At 42.8% G+C, this 20,166-nt stretch carries 25 protein-coding genes; 10 read left to right on the top strand and 15 right to left on the bottom strand.

The window, feature by feature from the left end; translation table 11 throughout:
- Positions 1-32: 32 nt before the first annotated feature.
- Positions 33-455: a nickel-responsive transcriptional regulator NikR gene (gene nikR / locus PHI74_01875; GenBank protein ID MDD5484762.1), complete on the top strand. Its 423-nt coding sequence runs from the start codon at positions 33-35 to the stop codon at positions 453-455.
- 49 nt (positions 456-504) lie between these two features.
- Here nikR and priL read toward each other — a convergent pair whose 3' ends face one another.
- The 4 genes from priL to PHI74_01855 form a co-directional block, all read right to left on the bottom strand.
- On the bottom strand, positions 505-1,578 hold the full coding sequence (priL, locus tag PHI74_01870; protein ID MDD5484761.1) for a DNA primase regulatory subunit PriL: 1,074 nt from the start codon (positions 1,576-1,578) through the stop codon (positions 505-507).
- Between the two features lie 5 nt (positions 1,579-1,583).
- Entirely contained in the window at positions 1,584-2,324 is a 741-nt protein-coding gene (locus tag PHI74_01865) for a DNA polymerase sliding clamp (protein MDD5484760.1), read from the bottom strand.
- A gap of 110 nt (positions 2,325-2,434) precedes the next feature.
- Positions 2,435-2,737 (bottom strand): transcription factor S, encoded by a 303-nt coding sequence (locus PHI74_01860; GenBank protein ID MDD5484759.1) that lies wholly within the window; start codon positions 2,735-2,737, stop codon positions 2,435-2,437.
- On the bottom strand, positions 2,712-3,122 hold the full coding sequence (locus tag PHI74_01855; protein MDD5484758.1) for an NUDIX hydrolase: 411 nt from the start codon (positions 3,120-3,122) through the stop codon (positions 2,712-2,714). The genes PHI74_01860 and PHI74_01855 overlap by 26 nt, the downstream gene beginning before the upstream one ends.
- Before the next feature lie 72 nt (positions 3,123-3,194).
- Here PHI74_01855 and artA point away from each other — a divergent pair, with 72 nt between their 5' ends.
- Genes artA through PHI74_01835 form a run of 4 tightly spaced genes read left to right on the top strand, consistent with a single transcriptional unit; the run spans position 3,195 to position 5,502 of the window.
- Positions 3,195-3,938 carry an archaeosortase A gene (artA, locus tag PHI74_01850; protein MDD5484757.1) on the top strand — a complete coding sequence of 248 codons (744 nt, stop codon included), beginning with the start codon at positions 3,195-3,197 and terminating at the stop codon, positions 3,936-3,938.
- The gene (locus tag PHI74_01845; GenBank protein ID MDD5484756.1) at positions 3,938-4,519 is read left to right on the top strand and encodes a phosphatidylserine decarboxylase; all 582 of its coding nucleotides are present in this window, start codon (positions 3,938-3,940) and stop codon (positions 4,517-4,519) included. Before artA ends, PHI74_01845 begins: the two co-directional genes overlap by 1 nt.
- Position 4,520: 1 nt before the next feature.
- Positions 4,521-5,183 (top strand): CDP-diacylglycerol--serine O-phosphatidyltransferase, encoded by a 663-nt coding sequence (pssA, locus tag PHI74_01840; protein ID MDD5484755.1) that lies wholly within the window; start codon positions 4,521-4,523, stop codon positions 5,181-5,183.
- Positions 5,170-5,502, top strand: coding sequence for a dihydroneopterin aldolase family protein (locus PHI74_01835; protein MDD5484754.1), 333 nt, complete (start codon positions 5,170-5,172; stop codon positions 5,500-5,502). Before pssA ends, PHI74_01835 begins: the two co-directional genes overlap by 14 nt.
- Positions 5,503-5,507: 5 nt before the next feature.
- Here PHI74_01835 and PHI74_01830 read toward each other — a convergent pair whose 3' ends face one another.
- The 8 genes from PHI74_01830 to argB all read right to left on the bottom strand — a co-directional run bounded on the left by PHI74_01830 (position 5,508) and on the right by argB (position 12,993).
- Positions 5,508-5,870 carry a sulfite exporter TauE/SafE family protein gene (locus tag PHI74_01830; GenBank protein MDD5484753.1) on the bottom strand — a complete coding sequence of 121 codons (363 nt, stop codon included), beginning with the start codon at positions 5,868-5,870 and terminating at the stop codon, positions 5,508-5,510.
- A 178-nt stretch (positions 5,871-6,048) separates the two neighbouring features.
- Positions 6,049-6,447, bottom strand: coding sequence for a cupin domain-containing protein (locus tag PHI74_01825; protein MDD5484752.1), 399 nt, complete (start codon positions 6,445-6,447; stop codon positions 6,049-6,051).
- Between the two features lie 290 nt (positions 6,448-6,737).
- Complete coding sequence (locus PHI74_01820; GenBank protein MDD5484751.1) at positions 6,738-7,301, bottom strand: YdeI/OmpD-associated family protein; 564 nt, start codon at positions 7,299-7,301, stop codon at positions 6,738-6,740.
- Between the two features lie 314 nt (positions 7,302-7,615).
- On the bottom strand, positions 7,616-8,464 hold the full coding sequence (locus PHI74_01815) for a toll/interleukin-1 receptor domain-containing protein (protein MDD5484750.1): 849 nt from the start codon (positions 8,462-8,464) through the stop codon (positions 7,616-7,618).
- Positions 8,465-9,838, bottom strand: a complete 1,374-nt coding sequence (locus PHI74_01810; GenBank protein ID MDD5484749.1) for a hypothetical protein — start codon at positions 9,836-9,838, stop codon at positions 8,465-8,467.
- A 108-nt stretch (positions 9,839-9,946) separates the two neighbouring features.
- Positions 9,947-10,435: a hypothetical protein gene (locus PHI74_01805; GenBank protein MDD5484748.1), complete on the bottom strand. Its 489-nt coding sequence runs from the start codon at positions 10,433-10,435 to the stop codon at positions 9,947-9,949.
- 445 nt (positions 10,436-10,880) lie between these two features.
- Positions 10,881-12,104, bottom strand: coding sequence for a TIGR00300 family protein (locus PHI74_01800; GenBank protein MDD5484747.1), 1,224 nt, complete (start codon positions 12,102-12,104; stop codon positions 10,881-10,883).
- Positions 12,105-12,114: 10 nt separating this feature from the next.
- Positions 12,115-12,993: an acetylglutamate kinase gene (gene argB / locus PHI74_01795; protein MDD5484746.1), complete on the bottom strand. Its 879-nt coding sequence runs from the start codon at positions 12,991-12,993 to the stop codon at positions 12,115-12,117.
- A 198-nt stretch (positions 12,994-13,191) separates the two neighbouring features.
- On the opposite strand from argB, the gene PHI74_01790 reads away from it, so the two are divergent.
- On the top strand, positions 13,192-13,368 hold the full coding sequence (locus tag PHI74_01790) for a DNA-directed RNA polymerase (GenBank protein ID MDD5484745.1): 177 nt from the start codon (positions 13,192-13,194) through the stop codon (positions 13,366-13,368).
- 552 nt (positions 13,369-13,920) lie between these two features.
- On the opposite strand, the gene argJ is transcribed toward PHI74_01790, so the two are convergent.
- The 3 genes from argJ to argC are packed head-to-tail and all read right to left on the bottom strand — an operon-like array spanning position 13,921 to position 16,555.
- Positions 13,921-15,078: a bifunctional ornithine acetyltransferase/N-acetylglutamate synthase gene (gene argJ / locus PHI74_01785; GenBank protein MDD5484744.1), complete on the bottom strand. Its 1,158-nt coding sequence runs from the start codon at positions 15,076-15,078 to the stop codon at positions 13,921-13,923.
- The gene (locus PHI74_01780) at positions 15,075-15,557 is read right to left on the bottom strand and encodes a CBS domain-containing protein (protein ID MDD5484743.1); all 483 of its coding nucleotides are present in this window, start codon (positions 15,555-15,557) and stop codon (positions 15,075-15,077) included. Before PHI74_01780 ends, argJ begins: the two co-directional genes overlap by 4 nt.
- Complete coding sequence (argC, locus tag PHI74_01775; GenBank protein ID MDD5484742.1) at positions 15,554-16,555, bottom strand: N-acetyl-gamma-glutamyl-phosphate reductase; 1,002 nt, start codon at positions 16,553-16,555, stop codon at positions 15,554-15,556. The genes PHI74_01780 and argC overlap by 4 nt, the downstream gene beginning before the upstream one ends.
- 81 nt (positions 16,556-16,636) lie before the next feature.
- Between argC and PHI74_01770 the strand changes: the two genes are divergently transcribed.
- From PHI74_01770 to PHI74_01755, 4 genes are all read left to right on the top strand, one after another.
- A complete protein-coding gene (locus tag PHI74_01770; protein ID MDD5484741.1) occupies positions 16,637-18,010 on the top strand; it encodes a DHH family phosphoesterase in 1,374 nt (457 codons plus the stop codon).
- A 175-nt stretch (positions 18,011-18,185) separates the two neighbouring features.
- Positions 18,186-18,455 carry an RNA repair domain-containing protein gene (locus PHI74_01765; GenBank protein ID MDD5484740.1) on the top strand — a complete coding sequence of 90 codons (270 nt, stop codon included), beginning with the start codon at positions 18,186-18,188 and terminating at the stop codon, positions 18,453-18,455.
- A gap of 403 nt (positions 18,456-18,858) precedes the next feature.
- Positions 18,859-19,374, top strand: a complete 516-nt coding sequence (locus PHI74_01760) for a hypothetical protein (GenBank protein ID MDD5484739.1) — start codon at positions 18,859-18,861, stop codon at positions 19,372-19,374.
- Between the two features lie 333 nt (positions 19,375-19,707).
- Positions 19,708-19,950 (top strand): hypothetical protein, encoded by a 243-nt coding sequence (locus PHI74_01755; GenBank protein ID MDD5484738.1) that lies wholly within the window; start codon positions 19,708-19,710, stop codon positions 19,948-19,950.
- The last annotated feature ends 216 nt before the right edge of the window (positions 19,951-20,166 follow it).

The following is a 20,166-nucleotide window of genomic DNA, read 5'->3' as shown; positions in this document are numbered from 1 at the left end:
CTACGAGCTATATAAGATAAAAAGATGATAATATGAAGAAGGGCCTAATGAGAATTGGAGTATCTCTCCCGGCCAATTTGCTGGGTAGATTCGATGAAATTATATCGCTAAGAGGATACTCTTCCCGATCAGAGGGCATCAGGGATGCGATAAGGAACTACATCGTTGACTATGAGTGGATGAGCCAGCAAAAAGGGGATCGAGTCGGAACAATCACACTCATCTTTGACCATAGCCAGAGAGGATTGGTTGACGAGCTTACTGACATAGAGCATGACTATTCAAACCTTATAGAATCTTCGCTTCACGTTCATTTGGATGAGAGAAATTGTCTGGAAGTCATACTAGTGAGGGGTGAATCGCAAGAGGTCAAGAATATCGTGGAGAAGATGATGGCGTTAAAGGGTGTGAAGCATGTTAAACTGACGACCACCAGCCCTGGAGAGGGGCTTTAGCCTTGACCTATATGGAGGCTCAATCGAAAAAGTAATAGAAAATTTTAGACTACTCATCGATAGTAGATTCAACAGAAGCTCCCGCACTTTCCTCTTGTCGAGCCTTGCCATCATAATCCAGCTTCTTCCGATAGAAGCTTAAAGGATGTGAGACCCAATCACAAATTCGTTCTTTTCCAAAACAATTCCCATAGGTGGCCATCGTGGCACAATTGGGTGCAGTGTAGGCCTTTCCAGAGGATCCCAGGATGTGTTTTACCTGATAACTTGTCTGTCCCTCATCAAAATCAGGCGAAACGCGATAGATATCGATTATTTCCTCAGCGCTCATCCCAATGTTTGCCAGAAAGGATGTTAGCGCGAAACGCGCAGAATGAGCTAAATTCTGACCAGCCTGTACGAGAGCGAGCATATGTTTAATACAGGGAGGAAAACACTCCGAATCGACCTCCCCAAAATCATCCGAGCGGAATTCTGCCTTTAATTCCTCGAAATGCCTGCTGATATCCGCTATATGGGGTGAAAATGAACTCTTCAAGGCAGGTGGGAGATCTAGAGGAAGAGAGCTTTGTATTCTATCACGTATAGCTTCCTGAAGCAGCCTAACAAAATCCCTCTTGTTTACAGGCACATAGCCATTCTCCAGGCGGCGATTCACCAGCTTCCACTCCAGATCATGCATCCTGGACGCAAACCTGAGATAATCCGCAAAATGGATTTGGAAATCGTGCCTACCGAGCACACATTGGATGTTGAATTCCCTAGCAAGTTTTTCCAGAAATTCTGGCTCTTCAGCTTTCATGTGAACATGCGCTGCCTCTGCCTCGGCCAAAGCATAGCGTTTAATGAGATAGGGGTCCCCAATACAAGACACAAAAATTCGGGCAATAGGATATGAAAATAACTCCTTTTCTAGGTCTACATCCATGGGAATGCTCTTCCCGTCAAATGCATTTTTGATACTGCCCCTGATGGCCTGGATAACTCTCTCTTTAGCCCTGTTAATGACAGCCTTGCCAAACTCGCCATCCAGCAAACTTTCTATGGATTTGCCCGAACGCTTCACATAATCAGAAGCACAAGAGGTAAAGGGATAATAAGCATATTTTAGGTCTATATCCATAATTATTAAGACTCTATCCTAGGAGCGAGCAAATATCCAACCTTACCATTTCCATTAGCGATCATGAAATTGATCTTAATCGGGTAATCCTTACCCAGGTGAATCGTTATTTCATTTACCTTTTTTAAGGATTTACTCATATCAATTAGATAGTCAAGCGAAAACAAAGATCTGGCAGGACCAGATGCAGTCAGATCGATCAATTCATCCTTGGTCAGCCCCAGCCTGACTTGATCGGTATCGCCCTTAGCTTCCATGAATAGGACGTCTCCGTCCACCCCAAGAGTTATATGATCGCTCACCGTCTCTGCCGCTTTGACTGCTTTTCTCAAGTCATTTCCATTTAACGTGGCCTTTACCGGCAGATCGAGAGAGGGTACTTTCGGCTCCTTTCTGATGGAGGAGGGATCTAGAAGTGAAAGCGTGTATGAAAGTCCACCCATCGAGATCGACAACTTGTGCGTCTTTTCATTTAGTTCAAGCCCGACCTTATCAGAACTCTTAGCCATTCCTAAGACATTGACCAGCTTAATCAGGTCTAACCCGATCTCACCCTCTGTAGACTCATAAGAATCAAACGCATTAGAGCCCAACTCAAAAGATACCATCGCAACATTTGCTGGATCTACTGCCGTGAGACTTATTCCCTCTGGACCAAGCTTGAACTTTGCTTCATCCACAAGAGCGGATATCGCCTCTATCGAGTCTTTCAATATGTCTGCATCTATAACTGCTCTGAATACCATTTTTCCACACCCGCCTAAAGATACCAACTTTTAGCTTATAATCATTTTGATAACAAACAAAAGTTTCATCCTTTATGGAACTTAGGATATTTCAAGAAAAATAAGTTCGACTAATTGTACTCTCTCCACGTCTTTTCGCATTTCGTGCACTTGAAGAATCGCACCTCGCTCTCGTCTGCAGAGCGCAGCTGGCGAAGCCACCAATATGCAGTACCATTGCCACACTCCGGGCAACGCACATTTGTGGTGGGCAAACCTGTTTCCTTTTTTTCGAGTATCGTCATCTCTCTTTCCTGTCTGCGCTCCCTTGAGACAAATCCCCCTTCCTTTATCTGAACATGCCCACATTTTCGACATTTCAACATGTCAGCAGAAGGAAGCAGTATGCTACCGCACTTTGGACAAAAATCCATCTATATACTCCCTTGCATCAGCAATCATCTTTGCATGATCAAAAGCGAGCTCCGGCAACTCAGAAATATCAAACAGTGCAGCTTCAATTGAATCCGAGCCGAAAGCGAGCTTACCAATCCCCTTTGTCAGATAGCACAAAGACACCACCCTACCACGTGGGTCTCTGTTGGGATCGGAATAAACGCCCACAAGTTTTAGAATCTCTACATCGAGTCCAGTTTCTTCCTTTGCTTCACGTATCAAAGCCTGCTCCACTGTCTCACCTTTTTCAACGAAGCCGCCTGGCAATGCGTAATAATTTTCATACGGCGGATTTTTTCTTTTGATCAAAACGATCTTGTGATTACATAGGATTATTGCATCGACCGTTAAATCATATATCATTTTACTTCTCTCATCAACTTTTATAAACGCCTAAATCATAATTGGGGTCATGATTCATAACGGTGTTGCACCATGATAATTCTCTGGATCTCACTTATATTGTTTCTGGTAGCAATAATCATACCCAGAAATAAAAACCTTATCGGTGCCTCAGGATGGATGTTTTTTGCAGCGCATTGGGCTCTACAACCGCCCCATTATCTCGAAAATTCAGACTTTTTTAACGCGGTACTGATGATTTTGGTAAGCTTGTTTTGCATTTGCATGGTATTTTTAAACCTCCGATCACCTGAATCAGACACGCTGCTAACGATAACCTGCGCAGCGGTGATCGGCGGGTTCCTTTACTTTCCGTTTGCTGAAATGTCTTTTTTAGGGGATTTGCTGATAGAGACTGTAACCTCCCAGACTGTCTGGGGATTGAATTTGTTGGGTGCTCCCGCCACAAAACTGGGAAGTTACATCTTCCTGAATGAATACAAAATCAAGATCATCCTTGCCTGCACGGGAATCGAAAGCATGGCACTGTTTACCGGGGTTACTTTTGCAGTTGACGCACCCCCCATGCGAAGATTCAAGGCGTTCCTGGCATCGGTTCCATTGATATACGTCCTCAACATAATCCGAAACATGTTCATCATGGCAGCTTATGGATACCAATGGTTCGGTGAGCATAGTTTTTACATAGCACACCATGGACTCGCGAAGATGGGGTCCACGATTGCGCTATTTCTGATAGCTTATATCGTCTTTCTTATCTTGCCAGAAGTTGTAGACATGATAGAAGATTTAACAGGGATGTTAAGGAGATGGTGATGTTCAAGGGCTCTGCGGGTTGGATAGCGATTCCGCTGGTGTTAACCATGGGCGCCATATTGCTTAAGACGTATCCGATCGCAATCCTTGGAGCTGCGTTGGTAATTTTTTTTATGCTGTTCTTCAGGGATCCGAACCGAACACCAAAGGGATCGGGCTTCATATCTCCAGCTGATGGAGTGGTCATGCATGCTGGGAGCAAAGTGACCATATTTATGAGGCTTCGCGATGTGCATGTCAACAGAGCCCCTTTGCCGGGCATCATCAAAGAGATCAAATATTTGAAAGGAATGCACAGGCCTGCGTTCCTAAATACGAATCAAAATGAGCAAAATCATATCACGATCGAGACGATGCAGGGTGATGTCAGCGTAATTCAAATCGCAGGCATCCTGGCGAGGAGAATTGTTTGCTATGTGAAGGAAGGGGATAAAGTGGAGGCGGGGCAAAGGCTTGGAGCGATATTATTGGGATCCAGAGTGGAAGTGACCATCCCACCTGAGTATGAACTCACCGTAAAACCCGGTGACAGGGTCAAAGCAGGAGAGACGGTGATAGCGAGGCGAGGGAGAGATAAATGAAATGAACATTCTTAAGCTAATCAAGTTACCGGATTTGGTGACGATCGTGAATGCGCTACTCGGATTCGTCGCCCTTTTGATGGTGGCAAGGGGAGAGATTAGAAGCGCTTCTGTATTAATCCTGGTTGCAGCACTTGTAGATGGCTTAGATGGATTCATCGCAAGAAACATAGAGAACGGAGTTTTCGGCGTGAACCTGGACTCTTTTGCGGATTTCGTATCTTTTGGCATCGTGCCTGCTATAGCAGGTTACATGCTTATCAATGAGATAAACCCCTATATTGCATCGGGTTTTACGGCAGCCTATCTGACATGTGGAATGCTGAGATTGGCGAGATTCAACATAAGTTCAAAAAGCAAGGAGTTCGTTGGGTTACCCATCACCGCAAGTGGAATCTGTATGGCACTGCTCATCACCATCCAAGCAGATCCACGGATATTGGCAGGTTCCTACCTGATTCTCTCAGCATTAATGGTAAGCAGCATCAGCTATCCAAAAATTCAGGATAGAAAAATTCTGATGCCCGTTGGCATTGTACTCATCTTCAGCATCATCATATACTCCGTCCAAAATGTGCACTTTATTAACCTGATCCCCCTCATGATGGTCACGGGCTACATATTAAGCCCGTTAGTGTGGAAGGTGAAATATGCGATCGGATAGAGAGCGCGCGTTATTCGAGCTTGGCATCAAGCTGGGGGCGCTGTATCACCAGTATACGGGCGCACCCCTCAACATGGAGACGCTGGACAGCTTAGAGCGCGCCATCGAGAAGAGCGTCTCAGCTCAGCCATACGTGTTAAGCGCAAAGGTCTTGATAGACCGCGACAGGGTCCAGGAAAAGCTGAATAAATTCGGCTATTGCGAGCTGGAGGGCAGGATGCTGGACGTGCACATAGAGGTGCAATATGGCTCTGCCAAGGTCGCGGGAATTATGAGATATGATGAGAAGCTGGACTATCCCTTGATGTCTATAGAGTAGGGGGCTCATCTCTTAAAAATCATGTATAAAGCTACTAACAGCAATGCAACCCCAAAGACCTTTCGCAGTGTTTCATTTGACAATCCCACAGCTAACTTTGCACCAAACAATCCTCCGATAAAAAAACCCAAGCAAACAAAAACCGCTATAGTGAAATTTACATAACCATGCTTGTAGTAGGTCCAAGCAGCTAACAAACCGATTGGGGGAATTAACAAAGCCAAGGTTGTCCCTTGTGCTTGGTGCTGTGTTAGACCCAACAGATAAATCAATATCGGCACGATAATGACTCCACCGCCGATGCCGATTAACCCGCTGACAAACCCTGCAAATAAACCGATTAATAAGTATAAAATGATGTCAATCATATTTTATCTTCTCCTTGAACGAGTTAATGGCGTATAACGATTTGCAGATAAAAGAGGTTGTTGAAGGCAATCCGGGAAATCTTTGATTTCCCCTTTATCCACTTGTTATCTGCTGTTGTCACATTTTTTATCTTTCATTTTACTTTGCCGCTTGCAAAAATCTTTTCAAGAAATTATTCTATTCAGTCGTTACACCATCAAATTCTGCTTCCCTAGCCTCTGCTTCTTTTTTAGTAGCCCTGACAATACCATCTTTATGGTGAGCAGGAGAATATATTGTATAAAGCTTCAATTCTTCTTTATCCGATGTGTTAATAATATTGTGTTTCGCCCCGGCAGGCACAACAACGGCTATACCATCACCAATTTTATATTCGTTGCCGTCAATGATGCACTTTCCCTGCCCTTTTTCAAAGCGGAAGAATTGATCGTTTTCCCAATGAACTTCCATACCGATGTCCTCATTGGGCTTTAAACTCATCAGAACCAGTTGGCTGTGTTTTGAGGTGTATAGTACCTTGCGGAAATTTTCGTTTTTTAAGGTGTCTTTTTCGATGTTTGTGGTAAATCCTTTCATAGGTTTAAATTTGGTTAATAAGTATTTAAATGTCTTTTGACTTGAATTGACTTCATTATATCAAAAATTTTGTTTTGCCCCTTTATCCTTAAAGTTTAGCTGGAAAACTACTTAAAAGATAAAGAAGGCATGTCGCCTAACCTATACGATTAATAGAAGTTTGCGAAGTAAATTTGGGTTGAGGCTCTCTAAGAGCTGAACCTGTTAATCGCTGTTATGTGCCCCGAGCCGAAGGCGAGAGTGCAACATGGTCGAGCAACGAAGTTGCGAAGAAGTGCGCCGTCATTTTATTACTGTACCTTCCCATATTTTTTATCCTTTGCTGTCATCTTAAGAAAATAATTTAATCTCTGGTTAAAAAGTTTCGGGCGAGTTCTAGCTCCTTCTACCCAACCGATACGAATACGTTTGTATGGGTCAGGAAATTTCTGGAAGTTTTTCCAAACTTCATTGTCTTGTTTAAGGGTTTTCAAAATATCAGGAGCAATTGTTAATTTTTTATTTTTTTGGTTTGTATCAAATACGTGTTCTATGGAAGCAAGACCAATGAAAGTCATTTTATCTTGTTCTATAAGGCGAAGAACACGTTCTTTATTCATCTCTGAAAGCTTACTTTTCGGTTTTCTTGGAGTAAATCTTTGGGCAAATTTTTCTTCATCAATACCTTTGAGATTGCTATCTATCCATCCATAGCAGAGTGCTTCTTCAACAGCATCGTTGTATGGTATTCTTTGTTTGCCAGATGATTTTCTATAATAAATTAGCCAAATTTCTTTTTCTTTATCATAATTTTTAGCAAGCCATGAACGCCAATCGTTTCTATTGGTTACATATAGCTTTTTTCCCAGCTCCATATTTCTTTAAATAACGACTTGAAATTTATAAAACATTCTAAAGGCGAACTTTTTCAATTGCACATAACTGCTTGTATCCTAAATCAAGTTGCCAAGGTCGCGGGAATTATGAGATATGATGAGAAGCTGGACTATCCCTTGATGTTTGTGGAGTAGTGGTTGAGGTTAGGGGAATAACGTTTTGCGAAAAAACAAACGAAGTTGAAAAGCAATTTGTAAATATTATATTTCGTTTGTTCGCTGTTAGCCGTCCATTGCAGGCAGTCTTTAAATAGAACAGTCTTCCACCCCATATTTATATAAATCAAGTTCCATCAGCGCTCTAACACAACAAAAACGTTAAGACCAAAATCATCTTTTTCTAAAAATTCTTCAAATTCCGTTACGAAGTACCAAGTTTGAAAAATGTCTACTTCATCATTAAGAAAAGATCTTTCAAGATTTAGGAGTCCTCGATCCAGAATAATTGATTTTAAGACAGCTTCCATATCTTCTTTATCGCATTCTATTTGGCTCCAATTAAATGGAATTACCTCTAGAACATACTTATGCTCATATTTGGGATCTACCAAAACACACTCTCTGGCATATTTTTTCATCCTATTTTGATAACGCAATCCTTTTGCTGGGCATCTTCGACCAACCGATACTCGACCATCATACCAACCTTCGTCTGGATCATTTAGTAATTGTATAGCAAGTTCATTTACACCCTCATTTGTAATTTCCGGTAATGTAAGAGTGGAATGTTTTACATATAAATTCCGCCATATAAATCCCTTTTGAAGGTAATCAACTGCTTCATATCCTGAAAAAAGTTGCGTATTATCTTTATTAACGAAAACAACTCGACCAATCAAACTAGCAGCTTCCTTAAATTCGTATTGAACCCAAGCTGACATGAGAGACATTTCGGAGACTATTATACATATGTAATCAGCATCATCTATTAGTTCAGAAAGGTATGTTTTAATATCTTCATTCTTCTTTTTTGGAGAACTTGATGGTTGTGGAGGAACAATTATAATACCAAAGCCTAAATTTCTCAGTTCTTCGCTAAGTTTTTTAGCGTATTCCCATTCCTTCGTTTTGTAAGAAATAAAAATTTTTGTATCGGATACATCAACATCATTAGGCGAAAGATTAAATCGAGTTGCAGACATTTATTTTTTAGCCTTTCCAGGTATGTTATCCCCATCTTTGATTATCTCATTTATTAGATCTATTGGAATTCTATCTTCTAAATAGTTTGTCAGTTTGATGTTGTGTTTTTTTATGTCACTATACATGTCCCGTTTGCCTGTTAGCCAGTGAGCGGGTCTCTCAAGCATGGGGCTCCACTCTATTTTCCCTACCTTGAAACTATCTGCAATAACCTTGACTTGGATTCTGGATTCTTGTGCCACGATTGCTACCATGCGATGCCCAGATGTGTGCCCGCAGTCATGGCTCTCTTTATCGATGCCATTAACCCCAAATAGGACCAAAGACTTTTTTGCCATATTTTGATTCTTCAGGTTGTATGCAAGAGAACCAAAGGATGTGTCTGGCAACAACATGATTTGATCTTTTTTCTTGAAACCGTGCTTTGATAGCTGGAACGCGTAATATATACCATCATTGTAGTCTATGTTATTGTTGCGCGTAAAACGTCTTTTCCCACCACACTCTAATACATAGAGTTTAACTCGATCTTTCCATGAAGGGTGGTGTTCACCATACTTTTCAAGAAATTGAGTTACTGTTTCACTGTATGCAAAAAGAATTATGTTTTCGAAGTCATCCAGCAAGTTGTCTTCACATTTTTTATACAGGCTTTTTAGATATCCTTCTCTTTTATCTTTGATTTCATTGAGTTTTGCGCAGATATTATCTTGACATTTCTTTATATCCTGACTTGATACATCTCCCCTATTCTTATTCTGATAGGATCTATTATTAAACACATCACGTGCTTCATCAATTATCTTGCGGAGTCCAACGTGACAGGGCCGAGTCTCGTGTACACTTTCGAGATATGACAACAATTCATCCATCTGACTATCAAATCTCTGACCTTCAATTCCAAAATAGATATTACATATAGCGGTGATGCTATCAAGGGCTTTCTCTATGACTCTAGATGTATTAGGAAAAAGGACAACTCCAAGGTCACTCACCATACCCTCTATTTCTTTCTCATCCTTTCCCGAATATCCTGGAATGAAAGATATATTGGGTTCTACTCTATCGTAGGCGGGAAAACCATAATCCTTAAATGTCCCTCTAACAACCAGCACGTCTTCGGAAAGGTCATTAATAATCACAGACACTAGATTTCTGATCTCCTCCGTTCTATCTAATTCGTTGTTCTGGGGAGATTTCAAGGATATCGGCAAGTCAATGTTGACAAAAATGGTTTCACTTTTAGGATCCAAATATACACCAGACACAACATATGACCTCAGCCAATGAAGTCTTGCACTCCTATCCAGTAGTTGCCCTATTTCTAAGACATCATAGAGTTTTTCATCGAATCTACTGGAGTCAATATGCAAAGTATCTCCTAATCTTAGTAAACACGCTAATAGGCGTGTGCGTATCTTCTCATCCTTTAGTAATCTCTCTTTAGGACAATCCTTTATGTCTTCCCTTATACGGTGAAATCAACTTATCACATTTATAGTGTAGGTATAGTTTCTTAACAAGTTGTCAATAATAGTTTTTGATTGGCCATCTTCATCACTCTGGATTTTTAGAATCTCACTGTAGTTAGAAGATAAGTACCATGCTGAAATCTTGTCATGTATCTCTCTAGCAACTCGCAGTTTATACTCTCCTTTTTTAACCTCTTGTTTTTGGTCCTCGAAAAAAGCCTCTCGTATGTCCATGAACATTCCCAAGTCATGCGTCCATACGGCACCAAAAAGAATAAATTGTTCTAAATCGCTAAGTTTGGCTTCGCTTTTTTGAATTAAAGTTTTTACCATATTTTCAACTGCCAAACAGTGACTGGCATCGTGGGGTGTATAACCACTAGTGTTGATTTCATTAGATGACAGTTGTATAACACGGTTCTCTATTGTCTGCAGGCGTTCTCTATATTCTGGAGTTTTAATCCATCCTACCCAACGATCTTTTTGTTCATCTTGCATTTTGCACGTGTCCCTCGCTTATGTATTAAAATGTTATTGTCACTATTGATATAGTTAATTAGTTAGAATATTGCTTAATTTAAGCAATTTTTTGAGTAATATTGACAAAAAACACACAGCATCGTATCAATAAAAATCTAGCCACACTCTTGTAGAAATAAGGGGCACTGTCTTTAGATTTTATTTATTAACCTAACCAAAAACCTATGAGAATCTCAGGCTAGCAGAAAAGGTGGTTTTACATGACGGTTCAAATAGAATTTGAGTAGGGCTGTGATGATTGAAAAAAGTTGATTTTACAATAGAATCATTGTAATTGTCATCTTTTATAGATAGTTTGTCCTTCCTACATTGCCTATCTCCATTGGGAATAAATATCGCCTACCTCGTTTATATGCTACATAAATGTCCTATGTTCCCATGCTTGAATTGTATAAAAGTAACGTCACATATTCTCTAACTTACCCAGCTCTTCAACCAACATTGGCAGGAACGTTCCCACATCTGTCACGATGCCCATTGCCTGAGCTGTTCCCCTGTCCATGATCTTCGTCACGGTGGCAGGGTTGATATCGATAAAAATGGTCTTCACATAGGATGGGAGACGATTGCCGACAGCTATGGAGTGCAGCATCGTAGCCATCATCAGCACCAGATCGACGTCTTTTACCGCAGCCCTCATCTTGTCCTGTGCCACCATCACATCCGTTATGACGTCTGGCAGGGGCCCATCATCCCTGATGGATCCGGCAAGCACGAAGGGCGTATCGTTTTTAATGCATTCGTACATGATCCCTCCCGATATGATGCCCTGCTCCACTGCAGCCCTTATGGAGCCAGCTCGCATGATTTCACTGATCGCATAGATGTGGTGTCTGTGCCCTCCTGACACGGGTTCCGCTTTCCCCATGTCCATTCCGAGGGATGTACCATACAGATTGTACTCGATATCATGAACAGCCAAGGCATTTCCTGCCAACAAGACGCTCACATAGCCTTTCTTGATCATCTCTGCGAGTGCACCTGACGCCCCAGTGTGAACTATTGCGGGCCCACACACCACTGCGATCTTGCCGCCCTTATTTTTGACGTCAATTATTTCTTCGGCAATCTGATGAATCAACGTCTCTGAGGGCCTCTCAGAAGAGGTGGCATTGCCCATGAACTCGAAAATCGATCTTTTTCTTGGGCGCTCGGGCGGGATCACACGCACCCCCCTTTGCCCGATCACGACCAAATCGCCCTTGCGAACATGTGAAAGCGGCTTGCATATGGCCCTATTACCATCTACCTGAATCAAACAATCCATCCCTATGCCTTCGACGGTCAGCCATTTGCCGTTATGCCTGACATAGGTCGGATGATTAGTAGTGGAGTAAAAGCCCTTCGGGATGACTTTGTCAGCTGGCGTTCTCTCCAAGATGGCATCCTCCATTTCTGGCAATCGTGCACCCAATCGATGTAATTCGCTTAGGATTCTGTCCACATGTGCATCATCCTCGCCGACGATCATGAGGCGAGCATAGCTATGCTCAGTCTTGCGTTTTCCAATCCTGAACTCCAGGATTTCAAACTCGCCATCCATGTCCATTACCTTATCGAATACCTTCGTCAGGACCATCGAATCGATAATATGACCTTCAAGCTCGATTTCTCGCATCGCTCCCATGATTTCTCACCTATCTATACACCATAGTTCCTATTCCTTTATCAGTTAAAAGTTCCAGCAAAAGCGCATGAGGCATATTTCCATCAATTATGTGCGCTTTCTCTACGGAGCCCTCAATTGCTTTTATGCATGCCTTTATCTTGGGAATCATTCCTTCTTGGACCGTTTCGCTAGAGACCAGTTTCTTGACCTCTTCCAATGAGATCTGCGATATGAGGGATTTTGGGTCTGAAGGGTCACGCAGAATGCCAGGTACATCCGTCAGCATTATCAGCTTCTTGGACTTTATCGATGAAGCTATGTCGCCTGCAACACTGTCTGCGTTTATATTCAGGCTATTCCCCTCAGTATCCACTGCTATGGGCGATATCACAGGTATATAGCCCTTCTCGACTGCCAACACAAGTATCTCCGGATTTATCCTCTCGGTTTCACCCACCCACCCAAGGTCCACCTCTTGCTCAACGCCATCTATGAGAACTTTTTGGGGCGATTTCTTCCTCGCAACGATCAAGCGTCCATCTTTTCCAGAGAGCCCCATTCCTTTCGCGCCATGCTTGCCGATCAAGGAGACGATGCGTGTATTAACATTCCCAACCAGCACCATTTGCGCGATCTCTAAAGTCTCATCATCCGTAATTCTGAGCCCTGCTACGAAAGCTGGCTTCTTCCCCATTTTCTCCGCCTTTCTGGTTATCTCGGGTCCTCCCCCATGCACCACTATAGGACGCACTCCCACATAGCGTAAAAGCACCACATCTCTGACTATATCCTCCATGACATTTCGATCTAGCATCGCATGCCCACCGATCTTGATCACGGTGATAGAGTCCTGTAACTCCCTGATGTAAGGAAGCGCCTCAATCAAGACATTCTCCCTTTTGAGCATATGATCACCTATTATTGCCCTCCAGCTTAAAAACCCTTTTACCGATGAGTGGTGAGTGAGAATACCTCAAATCACCGGTGAAAATACCTCAAACCACCCATAAATCTATATACCATGAGACTGATTGCCTGTTACCCAAGAGGAATTTACTTCCAAGTTACTTCCAAATGGGTTATAAAAAAAGGAGAAAAAAATAAAATGAGTGATAGAGGTAGAGATTTCGGCCCTAGGAGATTCGACAGAGGACCACGAGAGATGCATAGTGTAACATGCGCCGAGTGTGGTGTGGAAACCGAAGTTCCTTTCAAGCCGGATGGTACAAGACCTGTATATTGTAGGGAATGCTACCAGAAAAATAGACCAAAGCGGTATTAAAGTCGATATTAATATAGTAATTATATCAGCATATGCATAGTTTTTGTTTATTTTTTAACTAACTAGTATATCTGTTATAATAAATGTTAAAATCGGGCTCGCATACTAAAGAAGCGTACTAAAGAAGAGCGGTCGCATGCTAAAGAAGAGCTACAGCATTGTGTTCAACTGAATAGATGACCGCTCGTTTTTAATTTTTTTTACAATAAGAGAGACTATTTTTTCAATAAGCTAAACTGAAAATCATGTTTTTGAGTAAAATCTTTGATTTTAAGTAGAAGTCCGCCTTTCAGTGTATATTGTGAAGATGAGCTTGATCTAAATAGATTTAGAATATCTAAACCTAAAATATTTTTTGATTTACTATCCGATTTATTAATCAATTTGATCCTAAATCTCTGTAATTCAAAAACAGCAGGTTTATCTGATTTTTTTAATTTGTATCTCAAATCATTTTCTACATATTTAGCAACATTACCAACTAAAACAACGATAAGCCTTCTTTATAAACTAGCTTCCGAACGTTTTGTCGCCTTCCACGAACTAAAAAATTCAAGTCATATACGCCGAATTGATCTTGACATAATCATATGTTAGATCGCAGCCCCAAGCTGTTGCCTCGTGCTTTCCAAGTCCCAGATCAGCGATGATGATAAGCTCATTGCCAGCCAGGACCTCTTTTGCTTTCTTGCCGCTATCGAGGATATTTCCTTCTTTGACTATTATCACGGTTTTAGCACCATCCGAGAACTCTAGAGTGATTTTACCCTCTTGAACCTCAGCGCCAGATCGCCCTATAGCAGCTACGATGCGCCCCCAGTTAGGGTCCTCACCAAAGACGGCGGCCTTCACTAAAGGAGAGCGCACAACTGCCTTTGCCGCTTTTCTTGCATCGTCTTCTGACCTTGCACCCTTGATGCAAGCTTCGATAAGTTTAGTTGAGCCTTCACCATCTCTTGCTATCATCTTTGCCAGTTGCATGCATACAAAATCCAAACCTTCCTGGAATCTTTCCTCAGATATTCTCTTGGCGCCAGTCGCGGTCAGAAGGACCATGTCATTCGTACTGGTGTCACCATCCACGACGAGCATGTTAAAGCTCTTGTCTACCGACCCCTTCAGGCATTTGTGCAGCGATTCTGGGGGCATCTCAACATCAGTGTAGATGAAAGAAAGCATTGTCGCCATGTCTGGCTCTATCATGCCAGAGCCCTTTGCTATTCCCCCTATGTGTACACCGTCGATCTCGACTGCCATTTGTTTGAGTATCGTGTCGGTTGTCATGATTGCCCTTGTTGCCGCCTCGCTACCGCTTGGCTCTGATGTTAGCCTTTCTATCACACTTTCCACGTGATCCTCGACCCAACCCATATTGATTGGGCGTCCGATGATGCCCGTCGAGGCAACCCCCACGGATTCAGGATCAATGCCCAGTGCACTGGCCACCAGTAGGGCCATCCTTTCCGCATCTTGGATACCCTTTTTGCCAGTAAACGCGTTGGCGCTACCACTATATGCGACAACAGCATTCATGATGCCTGGCAAGCGTCTGCTTGTAGCGACAACAGGTGCAGCCCTGATTTTGTTTAGGGTAAAAACACCGACGGTATTACCTTTCCCTGTTATGACCGCAAGACCCTGCTTACTTTCTTTTATGCCATAAGCCTTAACAGCAGGTACAGCGCATACCCCTCCGCTCAGAATTTTCATTTTTTTACCCTCCCAAGCCCAGCTATGATGTCGCCTCTTGTGACGATCCCAACCAATTTGCCATCCTCGATTACTGGAAGTCTGTTGACATCGTGCTTGGTCATCATCTCTGCTGCTCTTTCAATACTATCGCTGGGTGGAATCGTGTACACCTGCTTGGTCATGATATCCCTCACAGGCATGTTACCAATGTCCTCTAGCGCTTTTTTCATCTCAACCCAGCCCACCAATTCACGTATCGGCACCTCGATGAACTCTAACGGGCTGGGCAGCCAGAGTTCTCTGGAATATTCGGGAGCGCGCAGAAGGCGAAGAACATCGCTTTCGGTAATTATGCCCACCAATCTGTCGCCATCCATTACAGGCATGCCGCTTATGCCATTCTTCCTCAACTTTTTTGCGACGAGACTGACAGGGTCAGTGACGATGCACGCCACTACCTTTCTCTCCATGATATCCTTAACTTGCAGAGAGTTCATGGCGCCATCCCCGGCACCCATAGCCCACTTTTTTCATCGAGGCCAAACATCAGATTCATATTCTGAACGGCTTGACCTGATGCACCCTTTGTCAGATTGTCTATGGCAGAGATCACCACGACTCTGTCCCCCTCCACCTCAAAGCAACCGATATCACAGAAATTGGAGCCTCGAACTGCGCTCAGCGAGGGCATTGTCTTTAGAATCCTTATGAATGGCTCGCTAGCATACATCTCTTCATAGAGACCAGATATGTACTCGCTTGTAAGCGTCTCTCTCACAAATATGTGGGCTGTCGTCAAAATTCCCCGCACAGAAGGAATGATGTGCGGTGTAAAACTGATTTTGCATTTACCTAATAGCCTCAGTTCTTGCCTGATTTCCGGCAGATGTCGATGCGTGGTTATGCGATAGGGCACCACATTCTCTGCTATATTCGGATAATGTGTGATCTCTGAAGGCTCCATACCAGCACCAGAGATGCCTGTCTTTGAATCGAACACGATTCTTTCTGCTTTGGCCACCAAGGGGGCAGCTGCCAATATTGCCCCGGTAGAAAAGCAGCCTGGGTTTGCCACTAAGTTTGATGTTTTGATCTCTGCTCTGTGAAGCTCTGGCAAGCCATATGTTGCCCTTCTATCACGATCGGTGTGAGTTGTCATGTATGTGGACTCATAGACCTCGGGGGCCAATCGGTAATCGGCACTTAGATCGACAACTTTGACGTTCTGCGCCAGCAAGTCAGGGATGTAGCCCATTGCAGCCTTGTGCGGTACTGCCGTGAAAACCAGATCAGAGCTTCTCGCAACTTCACTTGTGGAAAGGTCCCCAAAGGATATATCCAATACTTCCGAAAGATGTGGATGCACCACAGAAACGGGCTTGCCTTGGAAGCGTCGTGATGTCACTGCCACTATTTCAGCATCGGGGTGATTTGCCAGCAGGCGAAGCAATTCCCCGCCGGTATAACCTGCCCCTCCGATGATCCCGATTTTCATGTGTATCACTTATACCAACGATATAAAAGATGTTTCGTTGTAGCAAAATTTTATTGTGCAATCAGAACCAAATTATCAAGGATGATGCAAAAGGCAGCAGAATGCGCTGAAGCGATCAAAAGGCACACTACTGCACTCGTGATTTCACACATAGATGCCGATGGCTTGACAGCTGCAGCGGTTATGTGCAAAGCCCTGGACAGATGTGGAATGGAACATGGGGTCAGATTTTTGAAGAAGCTGGATTTGCCGACACTGAGTGAAATTGCGGATCTTGGTGCAGAGTTGATAATCTTTACCGATCTTGGGTCCAGTATGGCGGATGAGACTATTAAACTGGATTCTGAGGTCATAATCGCTGATCATCATCAGCCAAAAAAAGGACAACACAAATACCACCTCAACCCCCATTTATTTGGCATAAACGGCACCAATGAACTGAGCGGTGCTGGAGCTGTTTACTTGATCGCCCAAAAGATGGGGCCCAATAGTGATCTTGCCGACTTAGCGATCGTAGGCGCTATTGGAGACATGCAGGACATGAGGGGCGGAAGATTGGTGGGGCTGAACCGCAGCATAATGCTCGAAGGCGTCGATGCCGGCGTGCTTTCCTTTGAAACTGATATTCGGCTTTTTGGACGCCAGACCAGACCGATCTACAAACTGCTGGAGTATTGTGAGTATCCCTACATACCAGGCATAACCGGCGATAAGGATAATTGCATCAAATTCTTGCACAACCTAGGAATCAGCCTAAAAGATGAGGATTGGCGCAGGTGGATCGATCTATGCAGAGATGAAAAAAAACTGATCGTTTCAGAAATAATGCAGCTATGCTTGAAGAGAGGTGTACCTGCATACAAAGTACAGCACCTAGTAGGGGAGGTATATACGCTGCTAAAAGAGGCAGAGGGGACAGAGCTGCGGGATGCATCAGAATATTCCACGTTATTGAACGCCACAGCACGCTATGATAATGCAGATGTCGGACTTGCGGTTTGCATGGGGGACCGGGGACTGGCATATGCACATGCGCGCAGTTTACTGGCCCAACATAGACAGAACTTGACAGAGGGGTTGAAACTGGTCAAGGAGCAGAGGGTCCTAGCACTTCAAAATCTTCAATATTTCCATGCAGGAGATAACATACGTGAGACCATCATTGGGATTATTGCGGGCATGAGTGGCAATATGGAGGGGATAAACCGCAATCTGCCCATAATAGCATTTGCTGATTCTGAGGAGGGCATAAAAGTATCAGCCCGAGGAACACAGGACCTGGTTCATCAAGGATTGAATCTGGCAGTTGCGCTCCACGAGTCTGCTAAAGAGGTGGGGGGCGTTGGGGGAGGGCATGACATAGCAGCAGGGGCAACTATTCCCAAGGGGGCTGAAGGGGAATTCCTGACAATATTGGATGCAAAGATCGGCACACAATTAAAAAGGCTTGCATGATGGCGCTCCATACAACACAAAGTCACGTTATCACGATTCGTATCTTTTCACTAGGTTCTAAGCCTCTTCACCAAAGACGTGTTGGCAACACTATATAGGAGATGGAGCACAGCATCACGCATATTAATTAGATACTGAATAAATAGACAGTAATATCCAAAAAATGCATCCTAAAATGTTCAGATCAAAACATCCGAGGGAATTATTGAACGAAATAAAATGGCGTGATCTAGACCTCTCAAGATGCGACATTTACTATATTCACAGGGGCGCACCCAAGGATACCAAGGTCCTTCATGGAGATAAGATAGGGGAGATAGGAAAGTCCTTCCTCACCTTTAATAATATTCCTCCTGATTCTGAAGGAAGGGCTCCTTCGGTAATGATACCGTACCATAGGATCTTTCGAATCACGTATGAAGGACAAACGATCTATGAAAGATAATAAACTAGATAGGTTCTGTTGAAATCGCCATGTAAAGCTCTACAGACTTGGACTTCCATGAAAAGGTTTTTGGTCAGGCTGATAGCTAAAATCTGGTGGTGGCATCCCTCATCTAGGATGTTAAATTTTTCTTGCTAAGGTGCTTTCTTTTCTTTTTAGTATTTTTGTTAATTGCCTAGATTGAGCAATATTTCAATTCCTTCCCATTTTTTAATATATTTATAAAAATTGCTTAAATTAAGCAATACTATCATTAATTAACTATATAAATCTATAAATCGATTTATCTCTACCACCCGTTAGTGACAATGAAATTCCATAAAGAGTGCCGAGTGAGGGGCGCTATACAAGGTGGAGCCTTGCCAAAAGGCAAATACACGAATAAAAAATGGGGTGAAGAATGATGGGGTATGGAAAACTTAATGTGTGGGTTAGGACCTTGGACTGTGCGCTTGTTACCAAGGCAGCAGTAACAGTTGTTGATTGCCATGGTAGACTAATCGCATCTGCTCCTTGGGCAGAACTGCCAAGAGAATTAAAAGTTCCTCCAGGATGCTATATCGTACGAGCACACGGATGCATTGTGGGCCAAGGAAACTACGAAAGTGATAGATGCATGGTGATTGTTCGCTGCGGCGAGGAAATGTGTGTGAATCTTTTAGTTCCTACATTTGCTCACTGCGTTAAATCCATTATCCAGCCATTGGTTGATAATGCACGACGACTTAAGATACCCGATGATAAGATAGGTGGGGCCATAGGTGTGCTTGCAAAAGCTGCTGAGCTACCTCCTGCCGAGATCCTTAAAAAAGTGGACCTTAGAATCAATGATTTCAAAGATGCCGAAGAGGTTGAGGAAAAGGAGCACTTAAAAATCGTTAAGGGCATAAAGGAGTTTTGCAAGAAGATAAAGTTCTGAAAATAGCAACAACTGAAACAGCGATTAAGAGACAGGGGGTGGGGCATTCCTTCCATCCTCTATTTTTTATTTTTGATGTTTTCCAAAAAAAATGTCTTGTGAGATATTGGCGATAAATTCCAACACCTTCTTCTTTTTGATATTTTTTATTAAAATTGCTTAAAAAAATTGCCTAAATTGAGCAATATTTTAAATAATTAACTATATAAATCTATAAATCTATCTACCCTTACCACCTGTTAGTGACAATGAAACCCCATAAAGAGTGACAGGCGCTTTACAAGGTGAAGCCTTGCAAAAAGATAAATACCCAAATAAAAGGAGGTGAATAAAATGGCAATTAAGCATGTAACAAACTACCAAGTTGGATGGCGAAAGGGAGACGATATAAGCAACGCAGGATATGGTTGGATACGTGTATTCTTCCAAGAAGGAGGGTACAGTAACTTCTCTGTAAGCGAGGCTGACTATCACGGTTTGGTAGACATCTTAAGAAACGAAAAACCGTTAGTCTATGACACATCTGCCGATTTCCTGTACAGTGGGTCAGAACCAGTTGGGGAAGAAGAAGGCTAATGTAAACCCCAACAAAACACCAATCAAGACATAGGGAGAGGTATATCCTCTCTTTTTTATTTTTGATGTTTTCCAAAAAAAATGTTTTGTGAGATATTGACGATTGAATATTGGCGATTAACTCCTTAAATATCTTCCCTTTCTACCTTTATTTGACAGAACTGGTGGCATGTCACAATGATAACACAGGCGATGACCTCGATAAAATAAATAAAA

Source organism: Methanocellales archaeon (genome assembly GCA_028715985.1).
Taxonomy (GTDB): Archaea; Halobacteriota; UBA148; order UBA148; family UBA148; genus UBA148.
Note: the sequence above shows the minus strand (reverse complement) of the source record. Positions and strands in the feature narration are given on the sequence as shown.